Raw genomic sequence first — 20585 nt, 5'->3', positions numbered from 1 at the left:
TGGCGATAGATTAAATAGGTTTTATTTAATGATTAGAGCATTGAGAAAAAAAATTCAGCTATTACTGGTTAATCTTTTTTTAATGATATACACCCGTAAGAAAGATTTTTCTTTTAGTCAGCAAGAATTTGAAAATCAGGATAAAAATCAGCTGAAGAATATCCTGATTTATTCTTCAACGGCGCTGGGTGATTTCATGATGAACTCTCCAGCAATTCATGCGCTCCGCCAGACATATCCTTCTGCGACAATCACCCTGATTTGCCACAAAAAGATGTATGACTTCCTCAAAGGGGGGAGTGACTGGGACGATCTTATCTCATGGGATAATAAACTCACTACCCTCCCGGCATTGGTTAAAGAGATCAAGAAACGTGGAACGCCAGACCTGACGGTAATTCTTCACTCACATACACCTTACGATTTCCTTAGCGCCATTATTGCTGGCACAAAGTATGTCTTTGTGGATAACGATAAGCAGGACATCCCACTCGTAAGTAAATGGGCAACCAACAGAATTAGTAAATTCGTTGGGCATACTATTCAGCGAAAGCTGGAGCTTATCATGCCGTTGCTGAATGAAAAGCCAGACAACAGTATGCACCTGCCGTTTCCTGTCGAACGTACGGTGAGCGAGGAAGATTCAAAGCTGCGCTGGATTGGTTTTCAAATGGGAGCATCATCCTTTAAGAAATGCTGGCCTGTTGAGCGATTTGTCACTTTCGCAAACCAACTTTTTGCCCATGATGATGTGCGTGTCGTCCTGATTGGCGCGCCGAATGAAGTGCCTCTGCAGGACGAATTTTTGCAAAAGCTGGATAGCCGCTTTCATGACCGCGTGAAGCCACTTATCGGTAAAACGACGCTTAAAGGGCTTATTCAGGAAGTGAAGAATATGGACCTGCTGGTAACATCTGATACAGGACCTATGCACCTTGCCGTGGCAATGCGGGTACCGACGGTGAGTATGTATGTGATCACCTCACCTTATCTTTATGGCCCCTATCAGGACCCTCAATTGCACAAGGTGGTTTACAAAGCCTATACGACGCTGGATGAAATTAAGTATCGTTCAGCGCTAGAGAAGGTGAGTTGCGAAGAGATCATGGCGCATGTAAAACCATTCCTACAGTAAGCTTACCGATGCTCTGCATGTTCTGATAAGCGTGCAGAGCCCCCGTCCCGAGTCGGGGGGTTATACGTCGGACGGTAGGTGTGTTAGTACTTGCTGAGCGGTGAGTAACGACAGTTTTCCTTCCGGAGCAATGCACGTTAACTGATTCTTACCGTAGCCACCAATGAGCCCTGGGTCGGTGGGACCATACAGCGTAACGTTTGGGCGATTGAGCGCGGCGGTCAGATGACTAAGGCCTGTATCAACCGAAACTACAAATTCAGCACCGGCGAGGATACGCGCAATTTCCTCAAGACTCATCCTTGGCAATACATCGACATTATCAAATCCTTTCGCAATTCTTCTTGCTCTTTCCTCTTCATGCGCTGCTCCCCAGGGAAGTTTAATGCGAATCCCTGTCTTCGGTATCAGCGTAATAAGGTCCCGCCAGTGTGCTTCTGTCCAATGTTTATCATCTCGCGTGGTCGCATGTAAAAATACAGCGTAGGGCTGCAAATTGGACGTTTGCTGTTTTACAAAATGCTGCGCAATCGCGTAATCACCCTGCGACTGCGGTTTAACATATCCCAAGCTTTTGGCGAACAATTCACGCGTACGTTCTACCGCGTGCTGCTGTTTGGCTATGTGATGTTTGCGATTATAAAACAGACTTGCCAGCGGTTCGCGGGCTGTGCTCCAGTCCATACCATGCTTGATGCCACGTGCCAGACGTGTCACCAACGCCGCGCTTTTAACCAAACCCTGAGCATCGATTATCGCGTCATACTGCTGTAAACGCACCGCATCACGAAACGCTTTACGCTCGGCTTTAATCGGCGCTGAAAACCAGGCTTTACGCCAGCGACGGATCGCCACTGGAATAACCCGGTCAACGGCTGAATGCCAGGAGGGGATTTGAGCGAACCCTTCTTCCACCACCCAATCAAATTGAATACCCGGAATAGCCTGCTGAGCATCGGTTAATGCGGGCAACGTATGCAGTACATCGCCCATAGACGACGTTTTAACGATCAGAACCCGCATCCGTCAGGCTTCCTCTTGTAACAACAGATCGTTGAGTTCTTCCAGTACGTGCTGGGGTGTAATGTCAATCAGGCTCTGATGATAGCCTTCTGCCGCATCGCCCTTACGCACTTTGTGATAACCCGTAATCAGGCGAATGACACGCGCCTTGTGGGAAAGCGGAGGCGTAAAATCCGGGCTGCTTGGACCATACAATGCGACCAGTGGACGGTTCAGCGCCGCGGCCACGTGCATTAATCCAGAGTCGTTGGTGACCACCGCTTTGCAGGCTGCGAGAAGGATGACGGCCTGCTCCAGCTGTGTTTCGCCCGCCAGATTACGGCACCATGCCTGCTGTTCAACGCTCAGCGTCGCCAGGATCTCATTGCCGGCTTCATGGTCTTTTGCTGAGCCAAACAGCACAATCTGATGGCCTTCATCGATCAGCTGCTTTGCCAGTTCTGCATAGTGGTAATGTGGCCAGCGTTTCGCCGGACCAAATTCCGCGCCAGGGCAAAAGCCGATGATGGGGCGTTCGGCAGAGAGGGAAAACTGACTACAGGTCAGTGATTTCTCGCCTTCGCTGACCTGCAACTGCGGCCATAGCAGAGGCTGCGGCAAATCTTTGGCTGTCAGCATCACGCCTTTATCATAAGCCAGAGCCACATAGCGCTCGACCATCAGTGGCCATGCGTCTTTATCCAGTACGCGCGCATCGTTTAGCAGACCGTAGCGCATCTCGCCACGCCAACCTGTACGATGGGGAATACCCGCAAAGAACGGCACCAGAGCGGATTTAAACGAGTTAGGCAGCACAAAAGCGCGGTCATAGCGCTTCTCACGCAGACTGTGGCCGAGTTTACGGCGCTCGCCGATCTCCAGCGCGCCGTGCCCCAACGGCATGGCGATAGCTTCGTTGACTTCTGGCATGCGCGACAATAACGGACGGCACCATGCAGGTGCCATCACGTCGATTATCGCCTGGGGATAGCGCGCCTTGAGCGTGCGATAGAGACTTTGCGACATCATCATGTCGCCCACCCAAGACGGGCCAACCACCAAAATTTTCATACTTACGCGTCGCGGTTCAGCCAGGCCATATATTCCGTGACGCCTTCGGCGACGGTTTTAAACGGCTTGTCATAGCCCGCTGCGCGCAGGTTCGTCAGGTCTGCCTGGGTAAATGCCTGGTAGCGGCCTTTCAGTTTTTCCGGGAATGGAATGTACTCAATGCTGCCTTTTTTGTGGTACGCCAGCGTAGCATCGGCAACGGCCTGGAAAGATTCCGCACGACCTGTACCGAGGTTAAAGATGCCGGAAACCCCGTTTTCCAGGAACCACAGGTTTACCGCAGCTACGTCGCCTACGTAAACGAAATCACGTTTGAAGTTTTCACTGCCTTCGAACAGTTTTGGTGTTTCGCCATTGTTAAGCTGGGTGTTGAGGTGGAAAGCAACGCTTGCCATGCTGCCTTTGTGGCCTTCACGCGGTCCGTAGACGTTGAAATAGCGGAAGCCAACAATCTGAGAATTGGCTTCTGGCAGGATCTGACGCACGTACTCGTCGAACAGGAATTTTGAGTAGCCGTAGACGTTCAGCGGTTTCTCATATTCACGAGACTCGATGAAATCAGAAGTGCGACCGCCGTAGGTGGCGGCAGAGGATGCGTACAGGAACGGGATTTCACGTTCCAGGCAGTAGTGCAGTAGCTCTTTGGAGTATTGATAGTTGTTATCCATCATATACTTGCCGTCCCACTCGGTGGTTGAAGAGCATGCGCCTTCGTGGAAAATCGCTTCGATATCGCCGAAATCTTCCCCGGCCATAATCTGGATCAGGAAGTCTTCCTTGTCCATGTAGTCAGCAATATTCAGATCCACCAGGTTAACAAACTTGGTGCCGTCTTTCAGGTTGTCCACCACTAGAATGTCGGTGATACCTTTATCATTCAGAGACTTAACGATGTTGCTGCCGATAAAGCCCGCGCCGCCGGTAACGATGATCATAAATGTAACCTTTGAATTATGGAGTCAGAGACAATCTCAGACACGAATACTTCTATCATATCACTACATGGCTTAGGCTTCAGCCATTCACCGATAAGCCGTGCGGGTACACGTGATTTATGCTTCATTTTGAAGAAGTGATGATGCGTCATCTCGTATCAACGTATAGCTTTGGGTAATATGTGCTGAAATTTGCCCAGTCTGGAGAATTGAAATGCGTGGGGATTTTTACAAACAGTTAACGAACGATCTCGAAACCGCACGTGCGGAAGGATTGTTTAAAGAAGAACGCATTATTACATCTGCCCAGCAGGCGGATATTACCGTGGCGGATGGAAGCCACGTTATTAACTTTTGTGCGAACAACTATCTGGGGTTGGCTAACCATCCGGAACTGATTGCAGCGGCAAAAGCGGGTATGGATTCTCACGGATTTGGTATGGCTTCGGTTCGCTTTATTTGCGGTACCCAGGACAGCCATAAGCAACTGGAGCAAAAACTGGCGGCATTCCTCGGAATGGAAGATGCCATCCTTTACTCTTCCTGCTTCGACGCCAACGGCGGCCTGTTTGAAACGCTGCTGGGTGCAGAAGACGCAATTATTTCCGATGCCCTGAACCACGCTTCTATCATTGATGGCGTGCGTCTGTGTAAAGCAAAACGTTTCCGTTACGCCAACAACGATTTGGTGGAACTGGAAGCTCGCCTGAAAGAAGCGCGTGAAGCAGGCGCTCGCCATATCCTGATCGCCACTGATGGCGTGTTCTCTATGGATGGTGTGATCGCTAATCTGAAAGGCGTTTGCGATCTGGCGGATAAATACGACGCGCTGGTCATGGTTGATGATTCCCATGCCGTCGGTTTTGTCGGCGAAAATGGTCGTGGCTCCCATGAATACTGTGACGTGATGGGTCGCGTGGACATCATCACCGGTACGCTGGGTAAAGCACTCGGCGGCGCATCCGGTGGTTACACCGCAGCGCGCAAAGAAGTTGTTGAGTGGCTGCGTCAGCGTTCCCGTCCTTATTTGTTCTCCAACTCACTGGCACCGGCGATTGTTGCGGCTTCCATTAAAGTGCTGGAAATGGTTGAAACTGGCAGCGACCTGCGCGATCGTCTGTGGGCGAATGCACGTCAGTTCCGTGAGCAAATGTCTGCCGCAGGCTTTACGTTAGCCGGTGCGGATCACGCGATCATCCCGGTCATGCTGGGTGATGCAGTAGTGGCGCAGGCGTTCGCCCGCGAGCTGCAAAAAGAGGGAATTTACGTTACCGGATTCTTCTATCCGGTGGTTCCAAAAGGCCAGGCGCGTATCCGTACCCAGATGTCTGCGGCGCATACCCCTGAGCAGATTACGCGTGCTGTTGAGGCGTTCACACGCATTGGTAAACAACTGGGCGTTATTGCCTGAGGATGTGAAATGAAAGCGTTATCCAAACTGAAAGCGGAAGAGGGCATTTGGATGACCGACGTTCCTGAACCGGAAGTCGGTCATAACGATTTGCTGATTAAAATCCGTAAAACAGCCATCTGCGGGACTGACGTTCACATTTATAACTGGGATGAATGGTCGCAAAAAACCATCCCGGTACCGATGGTCGTTGGGCATGAATATGTCGGCGAAGTTGTTGGCATCGGTCAGGAAGTTAAAGGCTTTAAAATCGGCGATCGCGTTTCAGGCGAAGGTCATATCACCTGCGGGCATTGCCGTAACTGCCGCGGTGGACGTACTCACCTGTGCCGCAATACGACCGGTGTCGGTGTAAACCGCCCTGGCTGCTTTGCGGAGTACCTGGTGATCCCGGCATTTAACGCATTTAAAATCCCGGACAATATCTCCGACGACCTGGCGTCTATCTTCGATCCGTTCGGTAATGCAGTGCACACGGCGCTGTCGTTCGATCTGGTTGGGGAAGATGTGCTGGTTTCCGGTGCGGGTCCAATCGGTATTATGGCGGCGGCGGTCGCGAAGCATGTTGGCGCACGCCACGTGGTGATCACCGACGTTAATGAGTATCGCCTTGAGCTGGCACGCAAAATGGGTATCACACGCGCGGTCAATGTGTCGAAAGAGAATCTGACCGACGTGATGGCTGAACTGGGTATGACCGAAGGGTTTGATGTGGGCCTGGAGATGTCCGGGGCGCCGCCAGCGTTTCGCGCCATGCTGGACACCATGAACCACGGTGGCCGTATTGCTATGCTGGGTATTCCGCCATCTGATATGTCCATCGACTGGACCAAAGTTATCTTTAAGGGGCTGTTTATTAAAGGTATCTACGGTCGTGAGATGTTTGAAACCTGGTACAAAATGGCTGCACTGATCCAGTCTGGACTGGATTTGTCGCCGATCATCACCCATCGATTCTCCATCGATGAATTCCAGCAGGGCTTTGACGCGATGCGTTCAGGCCAGTCAGGGAAAGTGATCCTGAGCTGGGATTAGTATTAAGCCGGTAAGAATGAATAGCCAGATATGATTAATATCTGGCTATTTTTTACTTGCCGCGAATTTTTCGTGAAAGTCGGCGAAGCTTTTCTTTCAATAAAATCAGGTTATAAACGAAGCCATGACCCTGAATATCGATATTGTATTTATTCCGGAGCGTGAGGATATCGTTCGCCTGGCATATTTTCATAATGCCTTTGCATGAAAGATCGATAACTTTAAGTTCACCAGATGGCGTTCTAATAAAATTTCCAGGGTGAATATCATTCGATGCAAGACCTGCATTGTGAAGTTTAATAATACAGTTTTTCACCTCTTCGGCATTACTTTCGTTGATTTCGGCAAGGGGTTTTCCATCAATGTATTCATGCACGGTTGACACTTCAACACATTGACGAAAGTGACATTTTTCGGCAACGTAGTACAGATCTGCAGTACAGGCGCGTTGCTCTGGAGTTAAGCGTGCCAGTCGTTTAATCATATGTGAATAAAAGGGCCCGGAAATAAAGTTTAGCGCTTTTTTTTCAAAGCGATTGTCTATTTCACGATCGTTCTTGACAATAAACTTTTTATTTTCATATTCGACAAGATGGACGCTGCGAAAACCATTTTCAGCATTCAGTTGTTTCCCTTTTATTTCATTATTTGATATTTTTTTCATCAACAAAGGGAAATTAATTTTTTCTTTCTTGAAATAAACATTAAAGTCATTTAATTCAACCTTACTAATGTTCATTAAATTCGCCTTCGTATATTAATCTGTTGTGGATAGTCATGCTCTGTATTATACAAAATTGTATCGACGGTGGTTAGTTAATACATGCTTTTATGTAAAAGACACATAAACAACAGTGTTATGCTCTATCTAATTGAAAGTAATTGATTAATTGCTTTACGTTATGAAAATTTCATGACTTAAAGCATCAATGTAGCAAGAGTGCTTTGGTCATCATTACATTTGCACTGTTCATTTTGTGATAGAGATCAAGTTAGTATAACAAAATCCTTTGTCATACACAGGTAACAACTAAGTTGGCTATTCGTGCTGTTTTTTGTTTCTCGGACGTGTAAGTAAATAGGTTATCAATCTAGCTAATATAAATTTATAGGAATGCTGGCCTATTTCTCTGGAAATTGTACCTCTTGTTAAGCCTTAATAATATCTTAATAATTGGGTGATAGAGTAACGACAATCCCATAGATTAGATGATTACCCTACGATGCAAAGTAAATATAAATTAAGCGTTATTATCCCGTTATATAATGCCGGTAGTTACTTTCGTGACTGTATGGAGTCGTTAATTGCGCAGACCTGGAAAGATCTTGAAATCATTATTGTAAATGATGGTTCTACGGACTGCTCAGTCGATATTGCGCAATACTATGCAGAAAAATATCCCCATGTTCGGCTGCTGCATCAGGCCAACCAGGGTGTCTCTGTCGCGCGAAACCTTGGCCTGGATGTCGCTGTGGGGGATTACATCGCATTCGTTGATGCCGATGATGAAGTCTATCCGGAGATGTATGAGACATTGATGGGAATGGCCTTGCAGGACAACCTTGACGTTGTACAAAGCAACGCAGACTGGAGTTCGCGGGAAACATCCCGAGTCTGGGTATCCATTCCAACAGATCGTCTGCGTTCTACCGGTATTCTCTCCGGCCCAGACTGGTTGCGTATGGGGCTTGCTTCGCGCCGCTGGACGCATGTTCTCTGGATGGGGGTATATAGAAATGACCTCATTAAAGAACACAATATAAGATTTATCCCTGGGTTACATCATCAGGATGTCATGTGGAGTACGGTGTTTATGTTTAATGCCACTCGTGCGAAATATACGGAAAAACCATTATATAAATACTACCAACACGATGGCTCAATTAGCCACATGAAGCGGCAGGGTGAAGCGAATTTAAACTATCAACGGCACTATATAAAGATCACTCGCCTGCTGGACGAACTTAATCATAGCTACGCTAACCGCATCACTATCTATCCTGAGTTTAAGCAACAAGTGATTTATGAGGGACTGCGAGTATGTCATTGTATTCGTAAAGAACCCGATCCACAGATCCGCCAGCGCATGATTGCTGAAGTATTTGTATCGGGTATGTTCAAGCGTATGGTGAGTAATATCTGCAGCGTAAAGCTGGGTTATCAGGTGCTGTTGTGGGCTATCCGTTTTAGCCAGTGGCGCGATAAATCATTGACGCCGCGCCGCCTGGCCCATTTAACGCTGGATAGTAAAGACTGATTATTGCCAGCCCTGCCACTGCAAGCGCATATACTGCACCAGCGTGCTTTGGGTGATGCTTTCGCCGAGCACGCTGAAGAAGCGGCTGGCGTACACCGGCTCTAACGGCTGTTTCGGTTTGCATAATTTCACCCCCCGGAAAGGATTACGCGGTGCATCAGGCGTACCGTTCTTCGGTGGCGTGAGGTTTGGTCTGGAGGTATCCACCTGTGGTTCATTGAGCAAGCTGCTTGGACGAACCAGCGTGATGTCGGCTGGCAGGCTATACAGCATCTGCTGCAGAACGCGAACCGTAGACGGGTGAGGGTGGCCAATGGCGATTGCGGAACCGTTGCGGCGCGCAAGCTCGACGGCACGATTAAACTGACGGCGAATATCGGCTTCGTTTTGCGTGTCATCCAGGAAGACTTTGCGTTTGATGACCTTCACACCGGCACCTGACGCTGCGCGCATTGCCTGGCTGTTACCGATGGTCATGCTGTCCAGGAAGTAGAGGTCGTAACGTTCCAGCGCCTGCATCACCTTCTGCATGCCGAAAAGACTGGAGGTCATCGCGCTGCCCATATGGTTGTTCAGACCGACCGCATTCGGTACTTTGCTTACCGCGTCGCGAATGATCCTCTCAATCTCTTCGCTGCTCATTTCAGGGCGTAACGTGTCTTTCTCTAACGGCTGCTTGCTCAGCGGCGCCATTGGCAGATGGATTAAGACTTCATGCCCGCTGTTATGCGCTTTGATTGCCATTTCACGCGCATGTGGGGCGTTAGGCAGAACGGCAACGGAGATGGTAGAAGGCATCGCCAGTACCTGGTTTTCAGTGTGTGGGCGATAGCCGAAATCATCAATGACGATGGCGAGTTTGCCAGCAAATACAGGTGTTGCGAAGGCCAGCAGACTGGCGAGAGAGAGTAGTAGACGACGAAATTGTTGTGGCAAAACTTATCTTCCCAACCACGGCTGTGGATTGACCGCCTGACCCTGGCGACGAATTTCGAAATAGAGTGCCGGCCTGCCCTGACCGCCGCTGCTACCCACAAGTGCTATAGGCTGCCCGGCGCGAACCTGCGTACCGACGCTGACCAGTGCGCTCTGGTTATAACCGTACAGGCTCATATCGCCTTTACCGTGTTCAACGACGACCACCAGGCCATAGCCCTGCAGCCAGTCCGCCAGAATGACGCGACCATCGGCAATGGCTTTAACTTCGGTGCCTTCGGATGCGCCAATAACCATCCCCTTCCAACGTAGCTCACCCTGCAGCTGTTCGCCATAACGATGTAGAGTTGGACCACGAACGGGCCAAAATGCCTGACCGCGTGGCGAACCCAAACCGCCGGTACGCGACATCAGTGATTTTTCACTTTCGGTCGGTTTATAGGTTGAGCCTTTTCGTGACGCATCCTGTTGCTTCTCGCGTACTGCCTGCGCCTCGCGTGCTTCACGTTCCGCACGCGCTTTGGCTGCGGCTTCGGCGCGGGCAATGCTGTTGCGCAGACGGGATTCGTTGGCGCGCATTTCGCCCAGTTGCTGTTGACCCTGTTGAATCGATGATTCCAGACTCGAAAGCGTTTTCTGGCGTTCGTTACGTGCCTGTTCCAGCTTAGCCTGCTGAGCGCGCTGTTCGTACAGTAGCGTCTGCTGTTCGCTCTGCTTATCTTCCAGCTCGGCTTTTTGCGAGTCGACCTCTTCGCGGGTTTGTTTCAATTGCGCGATAGTTTCCTGTCGCGCCTGGTTCAGATAGCCGAAATAGGCCTGCAGGCGTTGCCCGCGCTGGCTTTCTTCACCGCTAAGAATGAGCTGAATGCCGGTGTGTTCGCCCTGGCGAAAAGCTGCGTCGAGTTGGGCTGCCAGGCTGCGTTCTTGTGCGGCCCGCTGTTTTTCCAGCTTCGCGAGTGCTGCGTTCATCTCTGCGATTTGTGCATTCAGCTGCGCCAGTGAGTTTTGCGTTTCGCGCAACTGCCTTGCGGCAACGGCGATGGCTTGTTCCTGAGCTTTAAGCTGAGCGAGGAGGGTGGCGCGTTGTTGTTGTTGTTGACGTACCGCGCGTTCTTTTGCCGCGATATCGGCCTGAATAGATTTGAGCTGGTCGCGTTCGTCCGCGTGGGCGGAAAAGGCGCACAGCAATACGCCAGCGCTAAGCGCGCTGGCGTAGAACAAGGGCCTGACTGAAAACTTACGCGGTTTCACGGCCCGAGTGATGGTATTAATCGCCTTTCCCCTCATGGGGAGGGATTATTCCACGATGAACAGCGGCTTACCAGTCATCTCTTGCGGGATTTCCATACCCATCAGCGTCAGCATCGTCGGGGCGATATCAGAAAGTTTGCCGCCTTCGACTGCTTTAACGTTCTTGCCACCGACATAAATCAGCGGAACGGGCAGGTTGGTGTGCGCAGTATGCGCCTGACCGGTGGACGGATCGCGCATTTGCTCTGCGTTACCGTGGTCTGCGGTGATCAGCAACTGACCCCCAACGGATTCAACCGCTTTCGCGACCTGTTCAACGCAGTGATCCAGCGCTTCAACCGCTTTAACCGCTGCTTCCATCACCCCGGTATGACCAACCATGTCGCCGTTCGGGTAGTTACAAATGATGGTGTCGTATTTTCCGCTCTCAATCGCCGCAACCAGTTTTTCGGTCAGCTCAGCAGAGCTCATCTCTGGCTGCAGATCGTAGGTCGCAACTTTCGGCGAGTTGATCAGGATGCGATCTTCGCCTTTGAACGGCTCTTCTACGCCGCCGTTGAAGAAGAAGGTCACGTGCGCATATTTTTCGGTTTCGGAAATACGCAGCTGCGTTTTGTCGTGCTTCGCCATCCACTCGCCAAGGGTGTTAGCCAGAGATGCTGGTGGGTAAGCAACCGCAGTTTTGATGTCGGCCGCGTATTCGGTCAGCATCACAAAGTTGAGGTTAACGACTTTCTTACGGGCGAAGCCGTCGAAATCAGCGTTAACAAACGCACGAGTGATTTCACGCGCACGGTCTGCACGGAAGTTCATGAAAATCAGCGTATCGCCGTCTTCCATGGCGGCTTCAGCCTGGCCTTCGGCACGGATCACAGTCGCTTTCACGAATTCGTCGTTTTCGTCGCGGGCATAAGCAGCCTGCAGACCTTCAACCGCCGTAGCGAACTGGAACTCACCTTTTGCCAGCGTCATCAGGTCATAAGCCTGTTCAACGCGATCCCAACGGTTGTCGCGGTCCATCGCGTAGTAACGACCGATGATGGACGCTACGCGGCCTTTGCCCAGCGCGGCAAATTTCTCTTCGAATTTCTGCAGTGAATGTTCAGCGCTGCGCGGCGGGGTATCACGGCCATCAAGGAAAGCGTGCAGATAGATTTTCTCAGCGCCACGTTCAGCGGCCATTTCTACCATCGCCATGATGTGATCTTCGTGGCTGTGAACGCCGCCCGCAGAGAGCAGGCCCATGATGTGTACCGCTTTGCCGCTATTTTTGGCCTGGTCGACCGCATTGGTCAGCACCGGGTTAGCGAAGAAAGTACGCTCTTTAATTTCTACATCCAGACGGGTCAGGTCCTGATACACGATGCGGCCCGCGCCCAGGTTGACGTGACCCACTTCGGAGTTGCCCATCTGGCGATCGGGCAGGCCAACTTCCAGGCCAGACGCATCAATCAGGGTATGCGGACGTTTTGCCCACAGGGCATCCATTACCGGGGTTTTGGCATTAAAGATGGCGTTATCCTGGCTGTCTTCGCGATAGCCGTAGCCATCCAGAATCACCAGTACCATAGGTTTTTTAGAAACCGACATTGCGACAACCTCACACTTAATAGATAAAAATAATTGCGTAATTTTACTACAGCTGAATCGATAAAGTAGCCCCAGAAGATCAAATAATCGACCAGAGCGCGCCGCAGAGGGCGTGGTTTTAGGTTTTTTTTTCCGTAGCGCCCCGCAAAAATGCAATCCAATGCACGCTCTGGCTGTATTTGCGCCAACGCGCAGGTATACTCCTTTCCTGGTTTTTTAATCACTGAGTCGGGAGTTGTTACCCCCCATGCAAGAAATTATGCAATTTGTTAGTCGCCACCCTGTATTGAGTATCGCCTGGATTGCGTTACTGGCGGCTGTATTATTTACCACGTTTAAGAGCCTGACTTCCAAAGTGAAGGTGATTACACGCGGAGAAGCCACACGTCTCATCAATAAAGAAGACGCCGTTGTCGTGGATTTACGTCAGCGCGACGACTTCCGCAAAGGCCATATCGCTGGCTCCACTAACCTGCTGCCGAGCGAAATCAAAGCCAACAACTTTGGCGAACTGGAAAAACACAAAAACAAACCTGTTATTGTGGTTGATGGCTCAGGCATGCAGTGCCAGGATTCAGCAACTGCGCTGATTAAAGCCGGTTTTGAGCAGGTGTCTGTACTGAAAGATGGCGTAGCGGGCTGGAGTGGTGAGAATCTGCCACTGGTTCGCGGCAAGTAATTTACCCGTCTTCTTTCATGCCGCAGGGTAAAAAGAACACTGGAGAATAAGTCATGGCCAATATTGAGATCTATACCAAAGCAACCTGCCCGTTTTGCCATCGCGCAAAGGCGCTGTTAAACAGCAAGGGTGTGAGTTTCCAGGAGCTTCCGATTGACGGTGATGCCGTGAAGCGTGAAGAGATGATCAAGCGCAGTGGCCGTACTACGGTTCCGCAGATTTTTATTGATGCACAGCACATTGGTGGTTGTGACGACTTGTATGCGTTGGATGCGCGTGGTGGACTGGATCCGCTGCTGCGTTAAGGCGTACCGAAGTATTTAAAGGACAACACTAAAGGGTTTTCTCAACATGTCAGAACAAAATAACACTGAAATGGCTTTCCAGATCCAACGTATTTATACCAAGGATGTGTCTTTCGAAGCGCCAAATGCACCGCATGTTTTCCAGAAAGATTGGCAGCCAGAGGTTAAACTGGATCTTGATACCGCATCTACCCAACTGGCAGATGACGTGTATGAAGTAGTGCTGCGTGTCACCGTAACGGCTTCCCTGGGTGAAGAAACTGCGTTCCTGTGCGAAGTTCAGCAGGGCGGTATTTTCTCCATCAGTGGTATCGAAGGGACTCAAATGGCGCATTGCCTGGGCGCATACTGCCCGAACATTCTGTTCCCGTATGCCCGCGAATGCATCACCAGCCTGGTTTCACGCGGTACGTTCCCGCAACTGAACCTTGCGCCGGTCAACTTTGATGCGCTGTTCATGAACTATTTACAGCAGCAGGCTGGCGAAGGTACTGAAGAACATCAGGATGCCTGATGAACCAAAGTAATGCTTCAATGACTGTGATTGGTGCCGGCTCGTACGGCACCGCTCTTGCCATCACCCTGGCAAGAAATGGCCATCAGGTTGTCCTGTGGGGCCATGATCCTAAACATATCGCGACTCTCGAGCACGATCGCTGCAACGTCGCGTTCCTTCCTGATGTGCCTTTTCCCGACACGCTGCGCCTGGAAAGTGATTTAGCCACAGCGCTGGCCGCCAGTCGTAATATTCTGGTGGTGGTGCCGAGCCACGTCTTTGGCGAAGTGCTGCGTAACATCAAACCATTGATGCGTCCTGACGCGCGACTGGTCTGGGCGACAAAAGGTCTGGAAGCGGAAACAGGGCGTCTGCTGCAGGACGTCGCGCGTGAAGCGCTGGGGGACTCAATTCCACTGGCGGTTATTTCCGGCCCGACGTTCGCCAAAGAGCTGGCTGCGGGCATGCCGACGGCGATTTCTCTGGCCTCGACGGACGACACCTTTGCTGACGATCTCCAGCAGTTGCTGCACTGCGGCAAAAGCTTCCGCGTATACAGCAACCCGGATTTCATTGGCGTACAGCTTGGCGGTGCGGTGAAAAACGTCATTGCCATTGGCGCAGGGATGTCTGACGGCATCGGTTTCGGCGCGAATGCACGAACCGCATTGATCACCCGTGGGCTGACCGAAATGTCTCGTCTTGGTGCGGCGCTGGGGGCCGATCCTGCCACCTTTATGGGGATGGCGGGTTTAGGCGATCTGGTGCTGACCTGTACCGACAACCAGTCGCGCAACCGTCGTTTTGGCATGATGCTCGGCCAGGGGATGGACGTGCAGGGTGCGCAGGACAAAATTGGCCAAGTGGTTGAAGGCTATCGCAATACGAAAGAAGTTCGTGAATTGGCGCACCGTTTTGGTGTTGAGATGCCAATAACCGAGGAAATTTATCAAGTATTGTATTGCGGAAAAAACGCGCGCGAGGCAGCATTGACGTTATTAGGCCGTGCACGCAAGGACGAGCTGAGTCGCCACTAGCTGTAAGGAACTGTTGAATATAACGACCCGATCCGCGAAGAACGGATCGGTCGTTTTGCTACCTTCTGGAGTACGCAATGCCGTGTGAAGAACTGGATATCGTCTGGAAAAACATTAAAGCGGAAGCCCGGGCACTGGCGGAATGTGAGCCAATGCTGGCCAGTTTTTACCACGCAACGCTGCTCAAGCATGAAAATCTCGGCAGTGCGCTAAGCTATATGCTGGCGAATAAACTCGCTTCTCCAATCATGCCCGCCATTGCGATTCGCGAAGTCGTAGAAGAGGCCTACGCGGCTGATCCTGAAATGATTGCCTCAGCGGCCTGCGATATTCAGGCAGTACGCACGCGTGACCCGGCTGTCGATAAATATTCCACTCCACTGCTGTATCTGAAGGGCTTTCATGCGCTTCAGGCCTACCGTATCGGTCACTGGCTGTGGCATCAGGGGCGTCAGGCGCTGGCGATATTCTTGCAAAATCAGGTGTCCGTTACCTTCCAGGTAGACATTCATCCGGCGGCAAAAATTGGTCGTGGGATTATGCTCGATCACGCCACCGGCATTGTGGTCGGTGAAACCGCGGTGATTGAAAATGACGTCTCTATTCTGCAATCCGTCACGCTGGGCGGGACCGGTAAAGCCGGCGGTGACCGCCACCCGAAAATTCGTGAAGGCGTGATGATCGGCGCGGGAGCAAAAATTCTCGGCAACATTGAAGTCGGGCGCGGCGCGAAGATTGGCGCAGGTTCGGTCGTGCTACAGCCCGTACCGCCGCATACCACCGCCGCAGGCGTACCGGCGCGCATCGTCGGCAAGCCTGACAGCGATAAACCGTCTATGGATATGGATCAGCATTTCAACGGGATACATCATACGTTCGAATACGGCGATGGAATCTGATTTCGAGCTATCTTACTTGTCATCTTGAACCCGGGCTGTGCTCGCCATCCTCACGTACTACGTGTACGCGCAGGTCGGCAAGCGCAGTCCGTGTCCAACCTGACTGCTCCGATAACGCTCGAAAAATAATGGTAAATTCTTTCGTAGGTCGGATAAGGCGTCAGCCGCTATCCGACAAAAATCAACTACGCAATACCGCGCCGGGATAACCTAACTGGCGCCAGGCCTCATACACCACCACCGACACCGCATTCGACAGGTTCATGCTGCGACTGTCCGGCATCATCGGAATACGAATTTTTTGTTCGGCTGGCAGTGCGTCGAGGATGCTGGCTGGCAGACCGCGAGTTTCCGGGCCAAACATCAGATAATCCCCATCCTGATAGCTTACCGCGCTATGCGCTGGCGTACCTTTGGTGGTCAGGGCAAACAGACGTTGCGGATTTTCTGCGGCGACGAAGGCGGCGTAATCAGGGTGGCGTTGCACGGCGGCAAATTCATGGTAATCCAGCCCCGCGCGGCGCAGGCGCTTGTCGTCCCAGGTAAAGCCCATTGGCTCAATAATATGCAGACGAAAGCCGGTGTTGGCGCAAAGACGGATAATATTGCCGGTATTTGGCGGGATTTCTGGTTCGAATAATACGATGTTTAGCATGCTGCCCCCTTAAGTACGGGGCAGCATAGCAAATTAACGTTTACGCCGCATTTCCACGTTTGGGCTGCATCGGGTAGTCAGCCACCTGTTTGCCCAGTTCTTGTACCAGTGAATCACGGCTGATTTCGCTAATCGATTTTGCACCGGTCAGGGTCATTGCCACCCTCATCTCTTTCTCGATCAGATTTAGCAGATTCGCCACCCCGGCCTGACCGTGGGTGGCCAGCGCGTACAGATAAGCACGTCCCAGCAGAACACTATCCGCGCCCAGCGCAATCATACGTACGACGTCCAGGCCGTTGCGGATCCCACTGTCTGCCAGAATGGTGATATCGCCTTTTACCGCATCGGCAATGGCGGGTAGCGCGCGAGCTGAAGACAGCACGCCGTCTAACTGGCGACCACCGTGGTTAGAGACAACAATACCATCCGCGCCAAAGCGTACGGCGTCTCGGGCATCTTCGGGATCGAGGATCCCTTTGATCACCATCGGACCATCCCAAAATTCGCGGATCCACTCGAGGTCTTTCCAGGAAATCGACGGGTCGAAGTTATTCGCCAGCCAGCCGATGTAATCCTCAAGACCGGTAGGTTTACCAAGATAAGTCGAGATATTACCTAAATCATGTGGGCGACCGTTCAGGCCAACGTCCCATGCCCACTGTGGATGGGTGACTGCCTGCCAGTAGCGGCGTAGTGCGGCATTTGGGCCGCTCATCCCGGAATGTGCGTCACGGTAGCGTGCGCCCGGGGTTGGCATATCGACGGTAAAGACCAGCGTGGAGCAACCCGCCGCTTTGGCGCGCTCCAGCGCGTTGCGCATAAAGCCGCGATCGCGCAGAACATATAGCTGAAACCACATCGGACGTTTGATGGTTGGAGCGACCTCTTCAATCGGACATACGGATACCGTGGAAAGCGTAAACGGAATGCCTTTGGCATCAGCGGCGGCGGCGGCCTGAACTTCGCCCCGGCGCGCGTACATGCCACACAGACCGACAGGTGCAAGGGCCACCGGCATGGAGAGCGTTTCGTTGAACAGCTTTGTCTCCAGGCTCAGGTCGGACATATTCTTCAGCACGCGCTGGCGCAGCGCCACCTCCGACAGGTCTGCCACGTTACGGCGCAGAGTGTGCTCTGCATACGCCCCACCGTCTATATAGTGGAACAAGAAGGGGGGTAGGATGCGCTGGGCTGCGGCGCGATAGTCGCTGGCTGCTGAAATAATCATGCGTTGTTCTCCCTGCTATTCTCACCAGGGTCACCGGGCAGGCGGGTGATACGCGCCTGGCGGGCCTGATCTTCATCAAATCGTTTAATCGTAGTGTGGACAAAACTGAGGTGCGCCATCATTGCTTTACGCGCTCCGTCGGCATCTCCGGCAACAATCGCATCCAGGACGGCCTGATGCTGCGCCGTCAGTTGCGAAAATACAGGCGGCACAAGGTACATACGCTGGCGGCTCTGTTTCACCGAAGACTGCAATACGTCGAAGAAACCGCGCATGGTCTGTAACAGCACCACGTTGTGCGAGGCTTCCGCAATGGCGAGGTGAAAGCGAACGTCTGCCTGCGAGGCGAGATCTGGATCTTCGCTTTGTGTGGCCTCGAAACAGAGTCTGATCTTCTCTTTGTCGGCAGCAGTGGCACGCATAGCTGCATGCCAGGCGGTGCTGGCTTCGATGGCGTGGCGGGCTTCCAGAATATCGAAACTGTAATCAGGATCGTCCGCCAGCAGGGTTTTCAGCGGCTGAACGATGTTTTGTTCAGACCATGCTTCATGCTGCCAGCGGATAAACGTCCCGCCGCCACGACGGCTAATCAACACACCTTCACTCACCAGCTTGGCTAACGCCTCGCGCAGCGAGTTGCGCGATACGCCGAGCTGTACGGCCAGTTGGCGCTCAGCGGGCAACTTCATGCCCGCCTCCAGCTGTTGTTCTTCAATCAGCGCCCGCACACGAGATGCGACTTCGTCTGACAGGCGTCTGGGCATCACTATCATGGAATCATCCAGGTTAAGACATAGGCCTGCAGCGTGGTAATCACACCCACCATGCAGGTGAAAATCAGGCTGTGCTTCACGGTAAAGCGGAACAGATCAGACTCTTTCCCCACTAATCCCACTGCCGCACAGGCGATAGCGATAGATTGCGGAGAGATCATCTTGCCGGTCACGCCGCCGGTGGTATTTGCGGCCACCATCAGCACATCCGAAACGCCGATTTGCTGAGCGGCCGTGGCCTGCAGGGCGGCGAACAATGCGTTTGATGAGGTGTCGGACCCGGTCAGGAATACCCCCAGCCAGCCGAGGAATGGCGAGAAGAAGGTAAAAGCGCTGCCGGTGTGCGCCAGGGCCAGTGCCAGGGTGGATGAAAGCCCGGAGTAGTTAGAGATAAACGCGAACGCCAGCACCATCCCGATGGAGTAGATAGGCAGCGCCAGATCTTTCAACGTGCTGCCAAAGGTCTGCAGCGCAGCAGATGGCTTCATCTTCAGCCAGACGATAGACAGCAGGGCGGCAAACAGTATTGCGGTGCCGGTCGCGGAGAACCAGTCAAATTTGTACACCGCCGCGTAGGCCGTGGCTTCGTGTACGACCGGCGGCATACGGGCAACCAGCTTGTCGAGGAACGGAACCGGAATATTGACCACCCAGTGGTACATCGCGCCGCCGGGCGCAAACAGCGCTTTAAACGGCGGTATGCTCCACAGCGTGACGGTAGCGGTCAGGAACAGGAACGGTGACCAGGCGCGTACCACCTGCCCAGCGGTGTAGCGGGTGCGCGACAGGTCCATATCGGCCTGCGAAGCGCCCATATCGCCAAAACGGAAGATGCGTACCGGCTGCCAGCGTTTCAGGAACAGCGTCAGACATACCAGTGAGACCAGAGAAGATATAATGTCCGGCAGTTCCGGCCCGATAAAGTTAGAGCTGAGGTACTGTGCGATAGCAAACGAGCCGCCAGCGACCATCACCGCAGGCCAGGTTTCTTTGACGCCGCGCCAGCCATCCATAATCGCCATAATCCAGAACAGCACGATAATGGTCAGGAACGGCAGCTGACGCCCTACCATCTGGCCAATCTCGAAGCTGTCCAGTCCGGTAACCTGACCGGCAACCAGAATCGGAATGCCCATTGCGCCAAAAGCGACCGGCGCGGTATTTACGATCAGGCACAAACCTGCCGCATACAGCGGGTTAAAGCCAAGACCAACCAGCAGTGCGGCGGTAATCGCTACCGGAGCGCCAAAGCCTGCCGCTCCTTCGAGGAATGCCCCAAAGGAGAAACCAACAATCAGCATTTGCAGACGCTGGTCTGGGGTAATCGAGAGTATCGAGGAGCGGATAATGTCGAACTGCCCGGTCTTCACCGAGATTTTATAGACGAATACCGCGGCGATAATGATCCAGGCAATCGGCCACAGACCATAGAAGAAACCGTACACTACGGATGCCAGAGCGTGATCGACCGGCATTTTGTAAAACAGCAGGGCGACCGACAAAGCGATCACCACCGTCCATGACGCCGCAACATAGCCTTTGAGCTTGAGCTTAATCAGGGCGAAGAAAAAGAACAGGATAGGGAGCGATGCGATCAGACTGGAAAGCCAGATGTTACCGGCCGGGTCGTAGTTCTGTTGCCAGAGATTCATTGCAGGTCTCCTGGGGGCCGCCGACATAATGGAATGAGTCTGTGCTCATCTCCAGGTCACATTATGTGTAAAAGTGGCCCTGCCAATATTGTTGTGTAGGGGTAATGACAATGAATGGTTAATCAAATGTTATTTATTGGCAACGGTATTGTACGCACATTTTAATGAAATGTGAGGTGCTGGTAGGATCTGGTTAAAATTGGTAGGGCCAATTGCGAGGGGAAATGAAGGACC

The 20585-nt window shown here is 52.2% G+C and carries 20 protein-coding genes; 9 read left to right on the top strand and 11 right to left on the bottom strand.

From position 1 onward, the window contains the following. Positions 1 to 28 precede the first annotated feature (28 nt). Positions 29 to 1135, top strand: a complete 1107-nt coding sequence (locus OGY37_RS20700; protein ID WP_057066870.1) for a glycosyltransferase family 9 protein — start codon at positions 29 to 31, stop codon at positions 1133 to 1135. A 60-nt stretch (positions 1136 to 1195) separates the two neighbouring features. On the opposite strand, the gene rfaC is transcribed toward OGY37_RS20700, so the two are convergent. Genes rfaC through rfaD form a run of 3 tightly spaced genes read right to left on the bottom strand, consistent with a single transcriptional unit; the run spans position 1196 to position 4143 of the window. Continuing rightward, positions 1196 to 2158 (bottom strand): lipopolysaccharide heptosyltransferase RfaC, encoded by a 963-nt coding sequence (gene rfaC, locus OGY37_RS20695; protein WP_126956496.1) that lies wholly within the window; start codon positions 2156 to 2158, stop codon positions 1196 to 1198. Positions 2159 to 2161: 3 nt separating this feature from the next. Next, positions 2162 to 3208: an ADP-heptose--LPS heptosyltransferase RfaF gene (gene rfaF, locus OGY37_RS20690; RefSeq protein WP_284968662.1), complete on the bottom strand. Its 1047-nt coding sequence runs from the start codon at positions 3206 to 3208 to the stop codon at positions 2162 to 2164. A gap of 2 nt (positions 3209 to 3210) precedes the next feature. Next, positions 3211 to 4143: an ADP-glyceromanno-heptose 6-epimerase gene (gene rfaD / locus OGY37_RS20685; protein ID WP_003827312.1), complete on the bottom strand. Its 933-nt coding sequence runs from the start codon at positions 4141 to 4143 to the stop codon at positions 3211 to 3213. A 214-nt stretch (positions 4144 to 4357) separates the two neighbouring features. Here rfaD and kbl point away from each other — a divergent pair, with 214 nt between their 5' ends. Both kbl and tdh read left to right on the top strand, forming a co-directional pair. Next, positions 4358 to 5554 (top strand): glycine C-acetyltransferase, encoded by a 1197-nt coding sequence (gene kbl / locus OGY37_RS20680; RefSeq protein WP_286621709.1) that lies wholly within the window; start codon positions 4358 to 4360, stop codon positions 5552 to 5554. 9 nt (positions 5555 to 5563) lie between these two features. Then, positions 5564 to 6589 carry an L-threonine 3-dehydrogenase gene (gene tdh / locus OGY37_RS20675; RefSeq protein ID WP_003024132.1) on the top strand — a complete coding sequence of 342 codons (1026 nt, stop codon included), beginning with the start codon at positions 5564 to 5566 and terminating at the stop codon, positions 6587 to 6589. A gap of 52 nt (positions 6590 to 6641) precedes the next feature. On the opposite strand, the gene OGY37_RS20670 is transcribed toward tdh, so the two are convergent. Continuing rightward, positions 6642 to 7328 carry a lipopolysaccharide core heptose(II) kinase RfaY gene (locus OGY37_RS20670; protein ID WP_003827317.1) on the bottom strand — a complete coding sequence of 229 codons (687 nt, stop codon included), beginning with the start codon at positions 7326 to 7328 and terminating at the stop codon, positions 6642 to 6644. Positions 7329 to 7812: 484 nt separating this feature from the next. On the opposite strand from OGY37_RS20670, the gene OGY37_RS20665 reads away from it, so the two are divergent. Further along, the gene (locus OGY37_RS20665) at positions 7813 to 8847 is read left to right on the top strand and encodes a glycosyltransferase (protein ID WP_003827319.1); all 1035 of its coding nucleotides are present in this window, start codon (positions 7813 to 7815) and stop codon (positions 8845 to 8847) included. On the opposite strand, the gene OGY37_RS20660 is transcribed toward OGY37_RS20665, so the two are convergent. The 3 genes from OGY37_RS20660 to gpmM are packed head-to-tail and all read right to left on the bottom strand — an operon-like array spanning position 8848 to position 12624. After that, the gene (locus tag OGY37_RS20660; RefSeq protein WP_286621707.1) at positions 8848 to 9783 is read right to left on the bottom strand and encodes a divergent polysaccharide deacetylase family protein; all 936 of its coding nucleotides are present in this window, start codon (positions 9781 to 9783) and stop codon (positions 8848 to 8850) included. A gap of 3 nt (positions 9784 to 9786) precedes the next feature. Beyond that, complete coding sequence (gene envC, locus OGY37_RS20655) at positions 9787 to 11046, bottom strand: murein hydrolase activator EnvC (RefSeq protein ID WP_286621831.1); 1260 nt, start codon at positions 11044 to 11046, stop codon at positions 9787 to 9789. Positions 11047 to 11079: 33 nt separating this feature from the next. Then, positions 11080 to 12624: a 2,3-bisphosphoglycerate-independent phosphoglycerate mutase gene (gpmM, locus tag OGY37_RS20650; protein ID WP_003827325.1), complete on the bottom strand. Its 1545-nt coding sequence runs from the start codon at positions 12622 to 12624 to the stop codon at positions 11080 to 11082. Between the two features lie 247 nt (positions 12625 to 12871). Between gpmM and OGY37_RS20645 the strand changes: the two genes are divergently transcribed. From OGY37_RS20645 to cysE, 5 genes are all read left to right on the top strand, one after another. After that, positions 12872 to 13303, top strand: coding sequence for a rhodanese-like domain-containing protein (locus OGY37_RS20645; RefSeq protein ID WP_003024148.1), 432 nt, complete (start codon positions 12872 to 12874; stop codon positions 13301 to 13303). A 53-nt stretch (positions 13304 to 13356) separates the two neighbouring features. Beyond that, the gene (gene grxC, locus OGY37_RS20640; protein ID WP_003024152.1) at positions 13357 to 13608 is read left to right on the top strand and encodes a glutaredoxin 3; all 252 of its coding nucleotides are present in this window, start codon (positions 13357 to 13359) and stop codon (positions 13606 to 13608) included. Between the two features lie 46 nt (positions 13609 to 13654). After that, positions 13655 to 14122: a protein-export chaperone SecB gene (secB, locus tag OGY37_RS20635; protein ID WP_003024155.1), complete on the top strand. Its 468-nt coding sequence runs from the start codon at positions 13655 to 13657 to the stop codon at positions 14120 to 14122. Continuing rightward, positions 14122 to 15141, top strand: coding sequence for an NAD(P)H-dependent glycerol-3-phosphate dehydrogenase (gpsA, locus tag OGY37_RS20630; protein WP_008786462.1), 1020 nt, complete (start codon positions 14122 to 14124; stop codon positions 15139 to 15141). The genes secB and gpsA overlap by 1 nt, the downstream gene beginning before the upstream one ends. A gap of 77 nt (positions 15142 to 15218) precedes the next feature. Further along, complete coding sequence (gene cysE, locus OGY37_RS20625; protein ID WP_003024160.1) at positions 15219 to 16040, top strand: serine O-acetyltransferase; 822 nt, start codon at positions 15219 to 15221, stop codon at positions 16038 to 16040. 181 nt (positions 16041 to 16221) lie between these two features. Here cysE and trmL read toward each other — a convergent pair whose 3' ends face one another. From trmL to lldP, 4 genes are read right to left on the bottom strand one after another with little or no spacing between them, the layout of a single operon-like run. Then, positions 16222 to 16695 (bottom strand): tRNA (uridine(34)/cytosine(34)/5-carboxymethylaminomethyluridine(34)-2'-O)-methyltransferase TrmL, encoded by a 474-nt coding sequence (gene trmL, locus OGY37_RS20620; RefSeq protein ID WP_032945354.1) that lies wholly within the window; start codon positions 16693 to 16695, stop codon positions 16222 to 16224. A 40-nt stretch (positions 16696 to 16735) separates the two neighbouring features. Next, entirely contained in the window at positions 16736 to 17926 is a 1191-nt protein-coding gene (lldD, locus tag OGY37_RS20615) for an FMN-dependent L-lactate dehydrogenase LldD (protein WP_003827330.1), read from the bottom strand. Continuing rightward, on the bottom strand, positions 17923 to 18699 hold the full coding sequence (gene lldR / locus OGY37_RS20610) for a transcriptional regulator LldR (RefSeq protein ID WP_003827331.1): 777 nt from the start codon (positions 18697 to 18699) through the stop codon (positions 17923 to 17925). The genes lldD and lldR overlap by 4 nt, the downstream gene beginning before the upstream one ends. Continuing rightward, positions 18696 to 20351 (bottom strand): L-lactate permease, encoded by a 1656-nt coding sequence (gene lldP, locus OGY37_RS20605; RefSeq protein ID WP_286621706.1) that lies wholly within the window; start codon positions 20349 to 20351, stop codon positions 18696 to 18698. Before lldP ends, lldR begins: the two co-directional genes overlap by 4 nt. Positions 20352 to 20585: the final 234 nt, after the last annotated feature.

This window comes from Citrobacter sp. Cpo030 (genome assembly GCF_030333005.1).
Taxonomy (GTDB): domain Bacteria; phylum Pseudomonadota; class Gammaproteobacteria; order Enterobacterales; family Enterobacteriaceae; genus Citrobacter; species Citrobacter portucalensis.
This window is presented reverse-complemented; position numbering and strand designations above follow the sequence as displayed.